Origin of the sequence: Sphaerimonospora mesophila (assembly GCF_001417795.1) — a bacterium.
Lineage (GTDB): Bacteria > Actinomycetota > Actinomycetes > Streptosporangiales > Streptosporangiaceae > Sphaerimonospora > Sphaerimonospora mesophila.
On record NZ_BCBX01000043.1, the window covers coordinates 91,414 to 108,747 of the forward strand.

Annotated in this window: 17 protein-coding genes; 4 read left to right on the forward strand and 13 right to left on the reverse strand. The window is 70.8% G+C overall.

Translation table 11 applies throughout. The features are described from left to right. Nucleotides 1-50 precede the first annotated feature (50 nt). Both AP234_RS24810 and AP234_RS24815 read right to left on the reverse strand, forming a co-directional pair. Complete coding sequence (locus AP234_RS24810) at nucleotides 51-962, reverse strand: hypothetical protein (protein WP_235558358.1); 912 nt, start codon at nucleotides 960-962, stop codon at nucleotides 51-53. Between the two features lie 43 nt (nucleotides 963-1,005). After that, nucleotides 1,006-1,959, reverse strand: coding sequence for a S66 peptidase family protein (locus AP234_RS24815; protein ID WP_235558359.1), 954 nt, complete (start codon nucleotides 1,957-1,959; stop codon nucleotides 1,006-1,008). Between the two features lie 18 nt (nucleotides 1,960-1,977). Here AP234_RS24815 and AP234_RS24820 point away from each other — a divergent pair, with 18 nt between their 5' ends. Then, a complete protein-coding gene (locus AP234_RS24820; RefSeq protein ID WP_431999109.1) occupies nucleotides 1,978-2,859 on the forward strand; it encodes a sulfotransferase family protein in 882 nt (293 codons plus the stop codon). On the opposite strand, the gene AP234_RS24825 is transcribed toward AP234_RS24820, so the two are convergent. From AP234_RS24825 to AP234_RS24855, 7 genes are all read right to left on the reverse strand, one after another. After that, complete coding sequence (locus AP234_RS24825) at nucleotides 2,837-4,759, reverse strand: ABC transporter ATP-binding protein (protein WP_055482133.1); 1,923 nt, start codon at nucleotides 4,757-4,759, stop codon at nucleotides 2,837-2,839. The two genes, AP234_RS24820 and AP234_RS24825, sit on opposite strands and share 23 nt — an antisense overlap. A 55-nt stretch (nucleotides 4,760-4,814) precedes the next feature. Beyond that, complete coding sequence (locus AP234_RS24830) at nucleotides 4,815-5,648, reverse strand: enoyl-CoA hydratase/isomerase family protein (protein WP_055482134.1); 834 nt, start codon at nucleotides 5,646-5,648, stop codon at nucleotides 4,815-4,817. Between the two features lie 233 nt (nucleotides 5,649-5,881). Beyond that, nucleotides 5,882-6,097 carry a helix-turn-helix domain-containing protein gene (locus tag AP234_RS24835; RefSeq protein ID WP_055482135.1) on the reverse strand — a complete coding sequence of 72 codons (216 nt, stop codon included), beginning with the start codon at nucleotides 6,095-6,097 and terminating at the stop codon, nucleotides 5,882-5,884. Between the two features lie 114 nt (nucleotides 6,098-6,211). Then, the gene (locus AP234_RS24840) at nucleotides 6,212-7,810 is read right to left on the reverse strand and encodes an ABC-F family ATP-binding cassette domain-containing protein (protein ID WP_055482136.1); all 1,599 of its coding nucleotides are present in this window, start codon (nucleotides 7,808-7,810) and stop codon (nucleotides 6,212-6,214) included. A gap of 328 nt (nucleotides 7,811-8,138) precedes the next feature. Beyond that, complete coding sequence (locus AP234_RS24845; RefSeq protein WP_055482137.1) at nucleotides 8,139-8,786, reverse strand: acVLRF1 family peptidyl-tRNA hydrolase; 648 nt, start codon at nucleotides 8,784-8,786, stop codon at nucleotides 8,139-8,141. Between the two features lie 180 nt (nucleotides 8,787-8,966). Beyond that, complete coding sequence (locus AP234_RS24850; protein ID WP_055482138.1) at nucleotides 8,967-9,647, reverse strand: response regulator; 681 nt, start codon at nucleotides 9,645-9,647, stop codon at nucleotides 8,967-8,969. Further along, entirely contained in the window at nucleotides 9,644-10,663 is a 1,020-nt protein-coding gene (locus tag AP234_RS24855) for a HAMP domain-containing sensor histidine kinase (protein ID WP_055482139.1), read from the reverse strand. The genes AP234_RS24850 and AP234_RS24855 overlap by 4 nt, the downstream gene beginning before the upstream one ends. A gap of 278 nt (nucleotides 10,664-10,941) precedes the next feature. Here AP234_RS24855 and AP234_RS24860 point away from each other — a divergent pair, with 278 nt between their 5' ends. The 3 genes from AP234_RS24860 (at nucleotide 10,942) to AP234_RS24870 (ending at nucleotide 13,234) form a co-directional block, all read left to right on the forward strand. After that, on the forward strand, nucleotides 10,942-11,229 hold the full coding sequence (locus AP234_RS24860) for a hypothetical protein (protein WP_055482140.1): 288 nt from the start codon (nucleotides 10,942-10,944) through the stop codon (nucleotides 11,227-11,229). Continuing rightward, nucleotides 11,226-11,774, forward strand: a complete 549-nt coding sequence (locus AP234_RS24865) for a CBS domain-containing protein (protein WP_235558360.1) — start codon at nucleotides 11,226-11,228, stop codon at nucleotides 11,772-11,774. The genes AP234_RS24860 and AP234_RS24865 overlap by 4 nt, the downstream gene beginning before the upstream one ends. 173 nt (nucleotides 11,775-11,947) lie before the next feature. Continuing rightward, nucleotides 11,948-13,234 carry an SLC13 family permease gene (locus tag AP234_RS24870; protein ID WP_055482141.1) on the forward strand — a complete coding sequence of 429 codons (1,287 nt, stop codon included), beginning with the start codon at nucleotides 11,948-11,950 and terminating at the stop codon, nucleotides 13,232-13,234. A gap of 58 nt (nucleotides 13,235-13,292) precedes the next feature. Here AP234_RS24870 and AP234_RS24875 read toward each other — a convergent pair whose 3' ends face one another. The 4 genes from AP234_RS24875 to AP234_RS24890 form a co-directional block, all read right to left on the reverse strand. After that, the gene (locus AP234_RS24875) at nucleotides 13,293-14,699 is read right to left on the reverse strand and encodes a DEAD/DEAH box helicase (RefSeq protein WP_083502413.1); all 1,407 of its coding nucleotides are present in this window, start codon (nucleotides 14,697-14,699) and stop codon (nucleotides 13,293-13,295) included. A gap of 344 nt (nucleotides 14,700-15,043) precedes the next feature. After that, on the reverse strand, nucleotides 15,044-15,889 hold the full coding sequence (hisG, locus tag AP234_RS24880) for an ATP phosphoribosyltransferase (protein WP_055482142.1): 846 nt from the start codon (nucleotides 15,887-15,889) through the stop codon (nucleotides 15,044-15,046). A 79-nt stretch (nucleotides 15,890-15,968) separates the two neighbouring features. Then, nucleotides 15,969-16,232, reverse strand: a complete 264-nt coding sequence (locus tag AP234_RS24885) for a phosphoribosyl-ATP diphosphatase (protein ID WP_055482215.1) — start codon at nucleotides 16,230-16,232, stop codon at nucleotides 15,969-15,971. Nucleotides 16,233-16,280: 48 nt separating this feature from the next. Continuing rightward, the gene (locus AP234_RS24890) at nucleotides 16,281-17,252 is read right to left on the reverse strand and encodes an acetylxylan esterase (RefSeq protein WP_055482143.1); all 972 of its coding nucleotides are present in this window, start codon (nucleotides 17,250-17,252) and stop codon (nucleotides 16,281-16,283) included. Nucleotides 17,253-17,334 lie beyond the last annotated feature (82 nt).

Genomic DNA, 17,334 nt, shown 5'->3' on the forward strand with positions numbered 1-17,334 from the left:
CGATGCCGTTCGAATCCCCGGCGTGCGCCCGCCCGAGGTCGTCGCGACGGTCAGGGCCGGCGGGTGATGCGGGCGAGGAGGCGGGCGAAGGCCGGCGGGGGCGTGACGACGAGACGGGTCTGGCCGTCGCGGGCGACCAGGTCGGCCTGGATGCGGGTGAGCCGGTCGCGGTGCCACCAGTAGACGTGCGGGGTGAGGCCGTCGTCCCTGGTGGCGTACTCCCGCTGGGCGAACACGCGCAGCCGCTCGATGGCGCGCACCACCTCGATGCCCGCCACCGGATGGACGGCCATGATCCCCCGGTGCGGCATCGCGACCAGCACGCCGTCCTTCGGCACCAGCACGTGCTCGGCCAGGCGGCGCAGATGCGCGGTGACACTCGGCGCGGACAGCAGGGACACCCCGGTCCCGCCGAGATCGAGCCGCGACACCGCGGGACGCTCGTCGGCCAGCGCGTTGCCGACCGCGACGTCCAGTGCCTCGCCGGGCGGGATCGGCCAGCAGAACGCCTCCTCCGGCCGGACCGGGCGGGTGCCGATGGTGAGCACCTCGATCAGGTCGGCGCTGAGGTGGCGGCCGATGATCCGGGAGGGGTCGGGAATCGCGGGGTCGTCGGCCGCGTGCACCCGGGCGCGCAGCAGCGGCTTTATCGGCGCGAGGTTGCAGGCGTCGAACGGCTCGCCGGACACCGAGTGGGCCAGGTGCTCGGAGACCAGCATCGGCCAGTCCTCGCGCGAGCGCCGGGCCGCCTCGCGGCGCAGGCCGACGAGGTTCACCACCCGGGCCACGATCGGGTCCGCCGAGCGCAGCGTCAGGGACGTCCCGTCAGGGGCGAACGAGCAGGTGAATCCCATGGTCTCGGCGACCAGGGCGAGCAGGGAGTCGAGGTCCACGTCCTCAACGGGCCTCGGGGCGGGGGAATCGGCCCGGGGCCGGCCGAGCAGTCGCCGCAAGAGTCCCAACGCACCATCCCTTCGCCACTGCCCGGACCTTCCGGGCCGGGTTTCAGGGTGCCGCCCTCGGATCGCGGAACATGCTGGTCAAAGAATACGATTCAGTCACAATAGTCCCATCCGCCCCCATCCACACGCACAGCTGTGGTGCACCATGCCCCACCGGGAGCCCGGCGATCACCGGCACGCCCAGCGGGGCGAGCCGTTCCGCGAGCACCGGCAGCGGGTCGCCGCACTCGACCCACGACCCGAGTGCGAAGCCCAGCGCCCCGTCGAGGCACCCGGCCTGCCGGAGCTGGGTCAGCATGCGGTCGATCCGGTACGGCTCCTCGGTCACGTCCTCCAGCAGCACGACGCACCCCTCGGCGCGCAGTTCGTACGGCGTCCCGCACAGCGCGGCGAGCAGGGCCAGGTTGCCCCCGACGACGGGACCGCGGATCACCCCGTCACCGGCGCGTCCGGGCACGAGCAGGCGGTCGCCGACGATCGGCCCGGGCCGTCCGCCCTCGAACAGGACCTCCTTCAGGTGCGCGAACGTGACCTGGTCCGGTCCCCCCGGGCCGCCGAGCAGGGCGGTCGCGGGCATCGGGCCGAACAGCGTCGCTACGCCCAGCCGCCGGCCGAACGCCCGATGCAGCGCGGTGATGTCGCTGGAGCCCAGCAGGATCTTGGGGTCGGCCGCCGCCATGGCGCCCCAGTCGAGCAGGTCCAGCAGCCGCGTGGTGCCGTAGCCGCCGCGTGCGCAGATCACCGCGGCGATCCCCGGATCGCACCAGGCATCCTGGAGGTCGGCCGCGCGACCGGCGTCCGATCCGGCGAGAAACCACTCACGCTCCAGGACGTGGTCGCCGATCACCACCTCGAGGCCGAGCCCGGCGAGCAGGTCACGGCCGCGCGCGAGCCGCTCCGGGTCGACGGGACCGGCGGGCGCCACCAGCGCCACCCTGTCCCCCGGCCGCAGCCGCCGCGGGAACGACGCCGCCCCGCGTGTGATGCGCTCTTCCACTCCCAAAGGGTGTCAGACTTGAGCGTATCTATGCGACCTCCGACGCACATACTCGTGGTCAACGGCGTCAAGGTCCGGCAGCCGGTGTTCGTGATCGCCGCTCCGCACTCCGGCGCGGACCTTCTCGGCCGTGCCCTGAAACGATCTCCCGGCTTCCACGTCACCATGGGCCGCGCCCCGGTGGCCCGGGTCGTGTACGCGTTCGCCCGGCGGCCGTCGATCGCCCGCAGCCGGGGCGCGCACCGGGTGCTGCGCGACGCGCTGGCCGAGGCCTGGCAGGTCGTCCCCGACGCCTGCGCCGAATGCGGCGCCGCCTGCAAGGAGGCGGGCGGCATCGTCGGTTCCGGGCCCTGCGTGACGGCGCGCTCGCTCACCAGGTTCGGCGACGCCGGGCCCGATCTCCTCTACAGCACCCCGGTGCTGCTGCAGGCGTTCCCGGACGCCCGCTTCATCCAGATCATCCGCGACGGCCGCGACGTGGTCGCCGACATGCTGGCCGACCCGGCGTGCCTGGCCTGGTTCAAGCCGCACATGCTGGGGCATGACGCCGAGTTCCCCAGCCCGTTCCTCGGCGTGCGCTCGGCCGAGCACCGGGACCGGTGGAACGCCATGCCGGCGGCGGGCAAGTGCGCGCTGCGGTGGCGCAGTGCCGTACGGCTCAGCGCGACGCTCCGCCGCGAGCTGCCCGCCGAGCAGCTGCTGACCCTGCGGTACGAGGACATGGTGGCCTCCCCCGGCCGGGCGATCGGGGCGGTGTCTGACTTCCTCGGCGCCGAGATCTCCACCATCGCCCTGTACTCCGCGAAGGCGGGCGGCTGGCGTAAGCGGCTGTCGGCCGCCGACGCCGAACTGGCGGAGAAGGTGGCCCGCGAGGAGCTCAGGCGCCTCGGCTACCGGTGACCGCCTCGCCCTTGACCCCATCGCCGGAGACGTCACCGGAGAACTGCGTACGGTAGAGCTCGGCGTAGGCCCCGTCGCGCCGGAGCAGTTCCTCGTGACCGCCGCGCTCGGCCACCCGCCCGTCCTCGATCACCAGGATCGTGTCGGCCTCGCGGATGGTGGACAGGCGGTGGGCGATCACCAGCGAGGTCCGGCCGCGCAGCGCGGTCTTCAGCGCCTTCTGCACCGCCGCCTCGGACTCGGAGTCCAGGTGGGCGGTCGCCTCGTCGAGCACGACGACCCGCGGCGCCTTCAGCAGCAGGCGGGCCAGCGCGATGCGCTGCTTCTCCCCGCCCGACAGCCGGTAGCCCCGATCTCCCACGACCGTCTCCAGCCCCTCGGGCAGGCCCTCGACCAGTTCGGCGATCTGCGCGGCCCGCAGCGCGGCCCAGATCTCTTCGTCGGTGGCCTCCGGGCGGGCGTAGCGCAGGTTGGCGCCGATCGTGTCGTGGAACAGGTGGGCGTCCTGCATGACCACGCCGACCGTGTCCCTGACGCTGTCGAGGGTGGCGTCCCGTACGTCCAGGCCGTTGATCCGGACCGCGCCCTCGTCGACGTCGTACAGACGGGAGACCAGGGAGGTGATCGTCGTCTTGCCCGCCCCCGAGTGGCCGACCAGCGCGACCAGCTCCCCCGGCCGGGCCGTGAACGACACGCCCTTCAGGACCTCCTGCGACGGCCCGGTGTCCGGCCGCGCCACCGACTCGAGGGAGGCGAGCGAGACCTCCGAGGCCGCCGGATAGCGGAACCTGACGTCGTCGAACTCGATCTCCACCGGTCCCTCGGGGACCGGCCGGGCGTCCGGCCGCTCGGCGACCATCGGCTTGAGGTCGAGCACCTCGAACACCCGGTCGAAGCTCACCAGCGCGGTCATCACGTCGACGTGGACGTTCGACAGGCTGGTCAGCGGGCCGTACAGGCGCATGAGCAGGGACGCCAGGGCGACCAGCGTGCCGAGTTCGAGCGTCCCCGACACGGCGAACACGCCGCCGAGGCCGTAGACGAGTGCGGTCGCGAGCGCGGCGACCAGGCCGAGCGCGACCCGGAACACTGTCCCGTACATCGCGACCGTGACCCCGACGTCGCGGACCCGCCCGGCCCGATGCCCGAAGTGGGCCGCCTCGTCGGCGGGCCTGCCGTACAGCTTGGCGACCGTGGCCCCGGCCACGTTGAACCGCTCGGTCATCACCGAGCTCATCTCCGCGTCGAGCTCGAGCTGTTCGCGGGTGAGCGCCGACATGCGCCGGCCGACCCATTTGGCCGGGAAGATGAAGATCGGCAGCAGGACGAGCGCGACCAGCGTGATCTGCCAGGACAGCACGAGCATCGCGCCGAGCACCATGATCAGGCTGACCACGTTGGAGACCACCGACGACAGCGTGCTGGTGAGGGCCCGCTGCGCCCCGATGACGTCGCTGTTCAGCCGGGAGACCAGCGCACCGGTCTGGGCGCGCATGAAGAACGCCACCGGCATGCGCTGCACGTGGTCGAAGACCTCGGTGCGCAGGTTGTAGATCAGGCCCTCGCCGATCCTCGCCGAGTACCATCGCTGGACGAGGGTCAGCCCGGCGTCCACGACGGCCAGGGCGGCGATGGCCACGGCGAGCCAGATCACGAGGTCGGTGCGCCGCGGCCTGATGCCGTCGTCGATGATCGCCTTCATCAGCAGCGGATTGGCCACCGCGATGACCGATCCGATCACGACCAGCGCCAGGAACCCCGTGATCTGCCATTTGAACGGCTGCGCGTACCCCGCTATGCGGCGTACCGTCCCCGGCGCCAGCCGCTGGCTGGTCACCGAGCTGTCGCGCCGCAGGGATCGTAACGCCTCGAAGCCGTAACCGCCGCCCATCATCGCCATATGTCGCCATCCTCCCGGGAGATGCAGCATCGAGGGAAGGCGCCCGATTCCATCATCAGCTTCCAGCGAACAGTGACCTGATGCGGGCCGCCTGTTCGGCTCGCTCCGCGGCGGCCTGCTCCTCCAGCGTCCGCTGCGGCGCGCCCTGCAGCAGGCGCTTGGTGGCGGTCGCCGCCTCCCGGTCGACGGCCAGCAGCGCCGCCGTCAGGTCTCGTACGGCCCGGCCCAGCTCGTCCGGGGGCACCGCCAGCTCCGCCAGGCCGAGCCGCAGCGCCTCGGCCGCGCCGACGACGCGTGCGGTCAGGCAGATCTCGATGGCCCGTGGCACCCCGACGATGTCGACCAGCGGCTTGGTCCCCGTCAGGTCGGGGACCAGCCCGAGCGCGGGCTCCTTCATGCAGAACATGACGTCGTCCGCGACGATCCGCAGGTCGCACGCGAGCGCGAGCTGGAAACCCGCGCCGATGGCGTGGCCCTGCACGGCCGCGATGGACACGATGTCAGGCCGGCGCAGCCAGAGAAAGCCGCGCTGGGCCTCGGCGATCAGCCGACGCAGTTCGGCATCGCCGCGCGCCGCCGCCGCGGCGAACGAATCCGTCCCGGGCACCCGCTCGGTCCCACGATGCTGAGCGGGCTCGGGATGCTGAGCGGGCGGCTCGGGTTCCGGGGCGAACATGCCCAGATCGAGGCCCGACGAGAAGGACGGCCCCTCGCCTCGGACCACGACCACTCGCACCTGCTCCGGAAGGTCTTCTCCTATCCGGGCCAGAGCCGACCAGGTGGCGAACGTCTGTGCGTTCCGCTTCTCCGGCCGGTTCAAGGTGACGGTCGCGATCTCGCCGTCCATCTCGAAGCGCAGTCCGCTCCCCCCAGTTACCGCTTCCGCCATCGCTGCTCGCTCCTGCCTTCGGTGGGCGTTCGCTCGCCTCACACACGGCCGGGTCCGGTGCGGCGTCCCGTCCGTGCGCGCCAGGCCCGTACACATTCCGTACGTGCCGTCGCTCGCGCTCCCCTGTCTCCGCGGTCGCGCCCGAGCCTACCGAATCTCATTCTGGCGGCTCGGACGCGACCACTCCGGCTACTGGAACGAGCGGCTGCGGTCGCGCGTCTTGAGGTGGATCGCTAGCGCTTGGACTTGCCCCGGGTCGCACCGCCGCGCCCGCGCAGAGTCACTCCCGACTCGCTGAGGATGCGGTGGATGAACCCGTACGACCGGCCGGTGGAAGCCGCCAGAGCGCGGATGCTCTCACCCGCGGCATAGCGCTTCTTCAGATCGTTGGCCAGCTTTTCACGGTCGGCCCCGGTCACCCGGGTGCCCTTCTTGAGAGTCTCGGCCACGAGTACCTCCTGTAGTGCCAGACTTCCGCAGCGTTACTCACGCCATGATCAGTCATTTCGGCGAGATCGGCTACCTACTCCGCGGGAAAAGATCCCTACCCGCTCAAATTAAGATCAGGCGAGTGCCACAAGATCGGAAAATTCGTCACTCCACGCGTCTTCGACTCCGTCCGGCAGCAAAATCACCCTATCCGGCCGCAGCGCCTCGACGGCACCCTCATCATGGGTGACCAGCACGATCGCACCGGCGTACGAGCCGAGGGCCGCCAGAACCTGCTCCCGTGACGCCGGATCGAGGTTGTTGGTAGGCTCGTCGAGCAGCAGCACGTTGGCGCTCGACAGCACCAGCGTGGCAAGGGCGAGCCGTGTCTTCTCACCGCCCGACAGCACCCCGGCCGGCTTGTCCACGTCGTCGCCGGAGAACAGGAACGAGCCGAGCACCTTGCGCAGCTCGACCTCGACGAGATCGGGCCCGGCCGAGCGCATGTTCTCCAGGACCGTGCGCTCCGGGTCGAGGGTCTCGTGCTCCTGGGCGTAGTAGCCGATCTTCAGGCCGTGGCCGGGCCGTACCTCGCCGGTGTCGGGCTTCTCGATCCCGGCGAGCAGGCGCAGCAGGGTGGTCTTGCCGGCGCCGTTCAGGCCCAGGATGACGATGCGGGATCCCCGGTCGACGGCCGCGTCGACGTCGGTGAAGACCTCCAGCGAGCCGTACGACTTGGACAGGCCGTGCGCCGTCAGCGGCGTCCTGCCGCACGGAGCGGGCTCGGGGAAGCGCAGCTTGGCGACCCGGTCGGCCCGCCGCTCGCCCTCGACGCCCGACAGCAGGCGGCGGGCCCGGCGCTCCATGTCCTGCGCCGCCTTGGCCTTGGTGGCCTTCGCCCGCATGCGGTCCGCCTGCGACAGCAGCGCCGAGGCCTGCCGCTCGGCGTTGACCCGCTCGCGCTTGCGGCGCTTCTCGTCGGTCTCCCGCTGCGTCAGGTACGCCTTCCAGCCGACGTTGTAGGTGTCGATCACGCAGCGGTTGGCGTCGAGGTGCAGAACCCGGTTTACCGTCGCTTCAAGAAGGTTTACGTCGTGGCTGATGATCACCAAGCCGCCCTGGTGTGAGCGCAAAAAATCCCGAAGCCACCCGATTGAGTCCGCATCGAGGTGGTTTGTGGGCTCGTCAAGCAGGAGAGTCTCGGCTCCGCTGAACAGGATCCGGGCCAGCTCCACCCGCCTGCGCTGCCCGCCCGACAGGGTCTCCAGCGGCTGCCGCAGGACCCGGTCGGGCAGCCCGAGGCTGGAGGCGATCGAGGCGGCCTCCGCCTCGGCCGCGTAGCCGCCGAGCACGTGCAGGCGGTCCTCCAGGCGGCCGTAGGCGCGTACCGCCTTGTCGCGCGTCCGGGTGTCGGCCGAGGCCATGCCGAGCTCGGCCTCGCGCAGCTCGCGCAGCACCTCGTCCAGTCCCCGGGCCGACAGGATGCGGTCGCGGGCGAGCACCGCCAGGTCGCCGGTGCGCGGATCCTGGGGCAGGTAGCCGATGCTGCCGGTGGCGCTCACGGTCCCGGCCGCCGGCAGGCCCTCACCGGCGAGGACCCGGGTGAGCGTGGTCTTGCCGGCCCCGTTGCGGCCGACCAGTCCGATCTTGTCGCCGGGGTTGACCCGGAAGGAGGCGCCCTCGATGAGCAGCCGGGATCCCGCGCGCAGTTCGACGTCAGTAGCGATGATCATGAATGGGGACACTCCCGTGAGGAAATTTCGAAGGGGATCGGCGCATGTGCCGATCAGTCGGGAGCGCGCATGCCCGCCATTGTAGTCGCCGGCCGCCACGAGCCGAACGTGATTATCGGCCCGGCCTGTCGCCGGCGCCGATCACGAACCTCGGCTGAAGCCCGGTCCCTCCACCCACGAAGATTCCTCGCAGGCTCGGAATCTCCGCGGGGCCCGGGATGCGCCAGGGGGAAGCTCCGGTCCACTGTGCAGCCCGCTCCGGCGGGCTTTCGCGTGCGGTCCTCGTTCCCGCCCGCTCCGCTGCCTCGATCCCGATGAACGCCGGCGATCAGGACGGCCCGGAACCGGTCTCGACGACGCGGATGCGCACACCGCGGAACATCGCGGGAGTCCCCTCGAGCACGCCGCGCCTGGGGTCGGGCACGGTCAGGAACGGCTCGGCCTCGAGCGCGAACAGCGGCGCCAGCCGCCGGTCACCGCGCAGTTCGGCGACCGCGCGCCGGTCGCCGCCGAGCACGACCGCGTCGAGCTCCGCGACGTACGGCACGAGCACCCGGAAGGCGGCGTCGGCCGCTGCGCCGAGGGCCTCGGCCGACTGCTTCTCCCTGCGCCGGGCGAAGCGCTGCTGCGACCAGCCGCCGGCCGCGCTGCGCCCGTGCACCGGCCGCGATCCGACCTTCGAGGCGACCAGCCGCGCCCCGGTGAACACCCCGGCCGCGTAGCCGCCGAGCCGTACCAGCAGGACCCCCACCGTCCGCTCCCGGGACGCGTGCCCGACCAGATCTCCCCGCAGCGGCGGGAACGGGACCCGGCACTCGGCCACCGAACCGTCGGCCGCCTCCAGCCGCACCACGTCGTCGGTGACGGTGGTCGCGACGGCCCCGTGGCGTACGGCGAAGCCGTCGATCCACCGGGCGAGCCGCTCGGGGGTCACCGAGACCCACCTGCCCCCACCCGCCGCCGGTCGCGCCGCCATGACAGGTCAGGCTACCCCACCCCCATTGCCGTGATCTTGCGCTTTCTCGCACCCCACCCGCATGACCTGCCTGAACTTTTTCGCTGATCTTGCACTTTCTCGCAGGAATGCGGTCCGACGTGCGCAGACCCGCTTGGTGATCTTGCTCTCAAGATCATGGCCATGAGGGGGTGGGGGCGATCAGGGCTCGATGAGGCCGGCGCGGATGGCGTAGCGGGTCAGCTCCAGCCGGTCGCGCATGCCGAGCTTCTGCAGGATGTTCGCCCGGTGCCGGTCGACGGTCTTGACGCTGATGAACAACGTCTCGGCGATCTGCTTGGCGGAGTTGCCCTCGGCGATCAGCTTGACGATCTCCTCCTCACGCGGCGTCAGGATGCTCTCGGGCATCTGCTCGCCCTGCCGGGCACGGTGCAGATAGTCGCGGATGAGCGCGGTGACCGCCCCCGGATAGAGGAACGGCTCGCCGCGCACGGCAGCCCGGCACGCCTCCAGCAGGTCCTGGTCGGCCACCGACTTCAGCACATAGCCCGAGGCCCCCGCCTTGAGCGCCTCGAAGAAGTACTGCTCGTTGTCGTACATGGACAGGATCAGGATGCGGACGCCGGGCGCCCGCCGGCTGATCTCCCTGGCCGCCTGGATCCCGGTCATCCGGGGCATCGCGATGTCGAGGATGGCCAGATCGATGCCCCCGCCCGAGATCGCCTCGACGGCCGCGGCGCCGTCCGCCGCCTCGGCCACGACCACGAGGTCGGGCTCGGCGTCGAGGATCAGGCGCAGCCCGTGCCGTACCAGGGCGTGGTCGTCCGCCAGCAGGATGCGGGTCTTGGCCGTCTCCGTGCTCGGCTCAGCTGAGGTGTTCACCGCGTTCGGCTCCGTTCGGCCTCGATGGGTATGACCAGACGTACGTCCGTGCCGGCGCCGGGCGGGGACGCGATGGTCAGGCGCGCGCCGATGAGGTGGGCGCGCTCCCGCATGCCGCGGATGCCGGCGCCCTCGTGCCGGGCGCCGCCGCGTCCGTCGTCGGTGACGCGCAGGATCAGGTCGCCGTCGCCCACGGTCAGCGACAGCTCCACATGGTCGGCGTGGGCGTGCCTGGCCACATTGGTCAGGCTCTCCTGCGCGATCCGGTAGATGACCAACTCCACGTCCTCGCTGAGATCGGGCAGGACCGGATCGACCTTCCGCGAGATCGAGACCTGGTTGGCCTGGGAGAACTCGCTGCTCAGCGCGCTCAGCGCGCTCTGCAGCCCGAGGTCTTCGAGCACGCCGGGACGCAGCCTGCGGGCCACCTGGCGCACCTCGTCGAGGCTGGAGCGGACCGTCTCCTGCGCGGCGCGCAGGTCCTCGCGCAGTTCCTCCGGCGCCCGGTCGACGACGCGTTTGAGACTCAGCAGCGCCACGGTGAGGCTCTGCCCGATCTCGTCGTGCAGCTCGCGCGCGATGCGCTGCCGCTCTCCCTCCTGTGCCGCCAGCGCGTGCGCGCTGCTCGCGCTGCGCTCCGATTCGAGCCGGTCGAGCATCGCGTTGAACGTGCCGATCAGGTGGGAGAGGTCTCCGGTGCCGCTGTCGGCGAGCCGATCCCCCGATTCCAGCAGGTCGACGCGCTGCATGAGCGTGGTGAGCGCGTCCAGCGGGGCCAGGCTGGCCCGCAGCAGCAGCGCGTTGGCGGTGATGATCAGTGTCAGCCCGATCGTCAGGACCGGCAGCTCGGCCGGCCGGACCATGGAGGACACCGTGGCGGGCGACAGCGCGAGCACGAGCGTGCCGACCGTGAACACGAACCCGTTGATCGCGAACAGCCGCCAGAACAGCGCCCGCGCGGGCGTCCGCGAACGTCTGGCGGCCTGCCGCGGCCGCCGGTCGTTGGAGTGGCTCATCGGGGTCCTGGCCTCCCCGGCCCGCCCTTCGGGCGGGCGCGCAGGCGCCCTTCCTCCCTTCCGCAGTCCTTCCTAGTCCCGTGAAACCCGGATGTCCATGGGGGTTCTCTCCCATCTCGGCCGGAGATTGCAGGTCAGACCCCCGCCGAAATGGGTGCCAGACCCGATGGCGGACAGCCGCGCCGCCGTCGAAAATGGACTGTGGGGCCGGAACCGTCCGGTATCACCCGCGGTAAGGATCGGCGACCAACGGAAGGTCGGAACGGAGGTATCTCTGCGTGCGCGTCTCCCGCACGGCTGTGCCCGGCACCGGCACCATACATCAGTGTGTCACCCGAGGAGGACAGCGTTTCGGCGTCCTCTCGGACAGGACCGGCCGGTACCGTCTCCTCGTCTACGCGGCCGGGTCGGACGAACCACTGCAGAGCATCGCACTCGAGCAGGACGAGGCCGACCAGCTCGCCGAGATCCTGCACAGCCGGCCCATCGCCGATCGGGTCGCCGTCCTCGAGCGCCGCGTCGCCCAAATCAGCGAAACGGCACAGATCGCCGGAACGACGTCGTGAGCGCGCCGGCGACGACCCCGAACGACCGGGCGACCGGCACCGTCGTCACCGAGCGGAACCCCGCCGCCCCTGAACGGAAAAGCACCGTGCAAGCACGCGATATCGCCATGAAGCCCCCCACGGTCACCATCGACGACCGGGTCACCAAGGCCTTCCAGATCATGGCGCTGAACCGGATGCCCGGCCTGATCGTCGTCGACGAGGCCGGGCGGCCGGGGGCGGTGCTCTCGGGCACGGACGTACTGCGGCTCGCGATCCCCCGGGCGTACCACGAGGATCCCTCTCTCACCCGGATCGTCGACGAGGCCTACGCCGACGCCTTCTCCCAGGACCTCGGCGACCTGTCGGTGGGCGACTGCCTGCCGCGTCCACTGGTCAAACCGGTCACGGTCTCACTCGACGCGACCCTGCTCGAAGTGGCCGCGATGATGATCCAGTTGCGCAACCCGCTCGTGGCCGTCGTCACCCCCGACGGCAGGCTGGCCGGGGCGATCACCCTGGAACGGTTGCTGACCAGTCTGGCGCTGTTCACCCCGGGTACCTGACCCACCGGGCCGCTCCGCCTCGTCCCGCCTCGCCACAACGTGCCCGACGTCAGGAGGCCTGTCATGCCTTGCCGCACCATGCCTGTTTTCGCCATACCCCTACGGTTCGTGTCCGTACAGACCGGTACCGCAGTGACCGGGTCGGCTCCGGCCGCGCCGCCGGGGGGCCGTCGATGAGCGCGATCGCCTCCCTAGCGATCTTCCTGGTCGCCTTCTTCTTCATCGCCACCGAGAAGGCGAACAAAGTCAAGGTGGTGCTGATCGCCGCCGGCCTGATGGCCGTACTGGGGCTGATCCCCGGCAGCGAGGTGTTCTTCTCCGAACATGCCGGCATCGACTGGAACGTTGTATTCCTGCTGCTGGGCATGATGATCATCGTCGGCATCATCAAGCAGACGGGGATCTTCGACTACCTCGCGATCTGGGCGGCGAAGAAGTCGAAAGGGCAGCCGTACCGGCTGATGGTCATGCTGATGACCATCACCGCGATCGCCTCGCCGTTCCTCGACAACGTCACCACGATCATGCTCGTCGCGCCGGTCACGGTGGTGGTCTGCGACCGGCTGCGCATCCCGGCCCAGCCGTACCTCATCGCCGAGGTGCTCGCGTCCAACATCGGCGGAGCGGCGACGCTCATCGGCGACCCGCCCAACATCATCATCGCCAGCCGCGCCGGGCTGACGTTCAACGACTTCCTCGTCCACATGACGCCGATCGTCGTCATCATCTTCGCGACGTTCGTCCTGTTCACCCGGGTGCTGTTCCGCAACGCGTTCCAGTACAACCCCGAGCACGTGGCGTCGGTGATGGCCCTGCAGGAGCGGCGCGCCATCACCGACCGGCGGCTGCTCATCCGATGCATGATCGTGCTCGGCGTGGTCATCCTCGCGTTCTGCCTGCACTCCGTGCTGCCGCTGGAGCCGGCGATCGTCGCTCTGGTGGGCGCCGGGGTGATGATGCTGGTGGCCCGCACGGACGTCTCGGAGGTGCTGCGCGAGGTCGAGTGGCCCACGCTGGTCTTCTTCATGGGCCTGTTCGTGATGGTCGCCGGGCTGGTGCACACCGGTGTCATCGAGACCGTCGGCGGCTGGGTGGTCGGCGTGCTCGGCGGCAACCACTTCCTCACCGCCACGACGCTGCTGTTCGGCTCCGGCGTGCTGGGCGCCTTCTTCGACAACATCCCCTACGCCACCGTCATGGCGCCCATCGTCGAGGGCCTGGTCGCGCAGACCGCCGATCCGCAGATCGGACAGGCGCTGTGGTGGTCCTTCGCGCTGGGGGCCGACTTCGGCGGCAACGGCACCGCGGTGGCGGCCAGCGCCAACATCGTCGCGCTCGGCATCGCCACCCGCACCGGTCACAACATCAGCTTCTGGCAGTTCACCCGGTACGGAATCTTCGTGACCGCGCTGAGCCTGCTGATGGCGTGGGGCTATGTCTGGCTGCGCTATTTCCTCTGACGAGGAGGGTGCGACCAGCGGTCACCGATGGTCACCGCTGGTCGGCAGGGGTCGGCGGTCAGCGGCCGTGCGGGGTCCCTGAGCCGCGGAACCCGCCGGCCTCCCGGCCGCGGTTCTTCCCGCCGTCGGAGCCCCGCCGCCGTGAGAAGGAACGCGGGCGGCGGTCGGTCGACCGGCCCTCACGGCGCGGGTGCGGCGGCCTGCCGGCCTCGGGCTGCCACACGGAGATGGCCTCGCCGCTGGGCCGCCGCGCACCGGTGATCCCGCCGAGGACCTCGTCGCCGGGCCGGACACGGTGCCACGTCGGGGTGATGCCCGCCCGCCGGGTCATCGCGTTGATGGAGCGGCGCTCGTCCGGCATGACGAGCGTCACGACGCTGCCGCGCTCCCCGGCGCGGGCGGTACGGCCGCCACGGTGGAGGTAGCTCTTGTGATCCGCCGGCGGATCCACGTGCAGCACGAGGCTGACGTCGTCGACGTGGATGCCGCGGGCGGCGACGTCCGTACAGACCAGGACGGTCACCTTGCCCTCGCGGAACTCGTCGAGGATGCGGGTCCGCTGGTTCTGCCGCTTGCCGCCGTGCAGTCCGCCGGCGCGGACCCCCACCCTGGCGAGCTGCTTGACGATCCGGTCCACCCCGCGCTGGGTGCGGGCGAACAGGATCGTACGGCCCTCACGGTTGGCGATCTCGGCGGTGACGTCCATCTTGTCGTCCCGATGCACCTGGAAGAGGTGGTGCTCCATGGTCTCGACCGGGGAGGTCACCTCCGCCGGCGAGTGCGTGACCGGGTCGGTGAGGAACCGCCGGACCAGCTTGTCCACATCACCGTCGAGGGTGGCGGAGAAGAGCAGGCGCTGGCCGTCCGCCGGGGTCGCGTCGAGGATGGCGCTCACCACGGGGAAGAAGCCGAGATCGCACATGTGGTCGGCCTCGTCGAGCACGGTGACCTCGACGTCCTCGAGCGAGCACTCGCCCTGCCGCATGAGGTCGGTCAGGCGCCCGGGCGTGGCCACGACGATGTCGACGCCGCGGCGGAGCGCCTCGATCTGCCGTCCCATCGGCATGCCGCCGACGACGATCTTGGTACGGAGCGACAGACCTCGGCCGAGCGGCTCCAGGGTGTCGGCGACCTGCAGGGCCAGCTCGCGCGTGGGCACGAGGACGAGGGCGCGCGGCCGCCGGGGGGCTGCGCGCTCACCCGCGACGCGGGCCATCGTCGGCAGGCCGAAGGCGAGGGTCTTGCCCGAGCCGGTCTGGCCCCGGCCCAGCACGTCGCGGCCGGCGAGCGCGTCGGGAATGGCCGCCTCCTGGATGGGGAACGGCGTGGTGATGCCCTCCCTGGCCAGCGCGGTCACGAGCGGCCGGGGCAGCCCGAGCGCCGCGAACGTGGAGCCGGACGTGGAGTCGGACGTGGAGTCGGAGTCGGAGTCGGAGGCGGAAAGGATATGGCCAGCGTCGAGCATGGTCACGAGGTCGTGCCTTTCATCGAAGCGAACGCGTCGGAACGCGGGGGCACGTCACTTCTGCGAAAGGACGAGCCGGGACATCTGCTGTCTTGCCCTACCGGAATCGGACGCAGGGGTGAACCGGAAATGCGACCTGGCCGGAGGGTGGGGCTACTGCGTCGGACGCAGTGCCACGCGATTCGCCCATGTCTTCACGAGCGACCCTGTCACGAACACCGTCGTTCAAGTCGCTTCGGGCGTAACAAAAGGACACCCTACAACATCGAATGCCATTGACGCCAACGGCGGGCGGTCCCGGCGTGACGCGGCGCGCCCCGCCGGGCCGTCGGGCGGCCGAATGCTCAGAGCCGACAGGCGAATATGGCGGTGACGAGGATGGCCTTGGCGCCGATCTCCGCCAGGCGGTCCATCACCCGCTGGTGCCCCTTGCGCGGGACCATCGCCCGGACCGCGACCCAGCCCTCGCGGTGCAGCGGGGAGACGGTCGGCCCCTCCATGCCGGGGGTGATCGCGATGGCCTCGTCGATGTGCTCGACCCGGATGTCGTAGTCGATCATCACATAGTCCCGGGCCACCAGAACGCCCTGGAGACGGCGGACGAGCTGCCCCAGGCCGTTCTCCTCCGGCACGCCGGCCCGCTTGATCAGCACCGCCTCGGAGTGGGCGATCGGCTCTCCGAACGCCTCCAGCCCCACGTTGCGCAGCGTGGTGCCGGTCTCGACCACATCGGCCACCGCGTCGGCCACGCCCAGCCTTATCGCGGTCTCGACCGCCCCGTCGAGCTTGATCACTCGGGCGTCGACGCCCTCGTCCGCGAGGTACTTGCCGAGCAGTCCCGCGTACGAGGTGGCGATCCGCAGCCCGGCGAGCTCCGACACGCGGGAGAAGGCCCCGGGGGCGGCGGCGAAGCGGAACGTCGACCGCCCGAACCCGAGCGGCATGACCTCCTCGGCGGGGGCGCCGGAGTCGAACAGCATGTCGCGGCCGGTGATGCCGGCGTCGAGCGTGCCCTCGCCGACGTAGACGGCGATGTCCCTGGGACGCAGGAAGAACAGCTCGCAGGAGTTCTCCGGGTCGACGACCACGAGCTCCTTGCTGTCCGAGCGCTGCCGGTAGCCGGCTTCCTTCAGCATCGCCTGGGCGGCCTCGGTGAGCGCGCCCTTGTTCGGTACGGCCAGACGCAGCATGACGTGAGATAACCCTTCAGGAGTCGGATGGAACGAGGTGGGGCCCGCATCGAGCCGCGACGGACCACGGCCGTCGCGGCTAGAGATGCTTGTAGACCTCGTCCAGCCCGATGCCGCGCGCCAGCATGAGGACCTGGATGTGGTAGAGCAGCTGCGAGATCTCCTCGGCGGTCCGCTCCGTGGATTCGTGCTCCGCCGCCATCCAGCTCTCGGCGGCCTCCTCCACGACCTTCTTGCCGATGGCATGAACGCCGGCGTCCAGTGCGGCCACGGTGCCGGATCCCTCCGGCCGGGTGCGCGCCTTTTCAGCCAGTTCGGCGTACAGCTCTTCGAAGGTCTTCATCGTTTCTCTCGGGTCGTCGTACGTGTCCATTCAGGGTAGCGGACCGATTCAGCCGAAGACCTTCCTGGCGATGCCGAGCATCTCCAGCGCCTGGCGGGTCCCGCCGCCCTCGTGCCCGTTGAAGGGCCAGACCGAGATGTCCTTGGGCCCGGCGTAGTGGTTGTATGCGGCGAAGACGGTCGAGGCCGGGGTGACGCCGTCGCGCAGGCCGACGGAGAACTGGGCGGGGGTGCGTGCGCGCACCGCGAAGTTCATCCCGTCGAAGTAGTCGAGCGTGGCGAAGACCTCGTCCACCCGGGCGCGCTGCGTGGCGCAGAACCGGCCGAGCTCGGCGTAGGGCTCCTCGTCGGTGATCTCCGCCGCCCGGCGGATGTGGCACATGAACGGCACGTTGACGAAGGCGTGCGCGATCCCCGGGACGAGCGCGGCGGCGGCCAGGGCCATGCCGCCGCCCTGGCTGCCGCCGGCCACGATGATCCGGTCGGCGTCGACGCCGGGGTGGGATCGGGCCGCCTCGACCGCGCGGACCACGTCGGTGTAGAGCCTGCGGTAATAGTAACCGTCCGGGTCGAAGACGCCCTGGGTGAGCTTGCCCGGAACCTCGGGACCGAGACCGGGCGCCGGGTCGGGGGTGTCGCCGGTCCGCCAGCCGCCGCCCTGACCACGGGTGTCCATGACGAAGGTGGCGTATCCGGCCGAGGGCCACAGCAGCCAGTCGTGCGGCAGGCCGCGGCCTCCGTTGTAGCCGACGAACTCCACGACGCACGGCAGCGCGCCACCGCGGGCCGCCGAGACCGGCCGGAGCAGCCACCCCTTGACGGGATGGCCGCCGAACCCGGAGAAGGTCACGTCGAAAACGTCGATCATGGCGAGGTCGGTGGCGTACGGCCGGAACTCGGCGCCGAGATCGTGCTCACGCGCCTCGGCCAGCGTACGCGACCAGAAGTCGTCGAAGTCCTCTGGCTCTCGCCGCTCGGGCAGGTAGGTCCTGAGCCGGTCGAGTGGCATGTCAACGAACACGGTGGTCTCCCGGGGGGGCCGGAGGGTACGGGGGCCAGGCGATCTTCGACCCGCGGATCAAGGCTACCGAAGCCGTACGGAC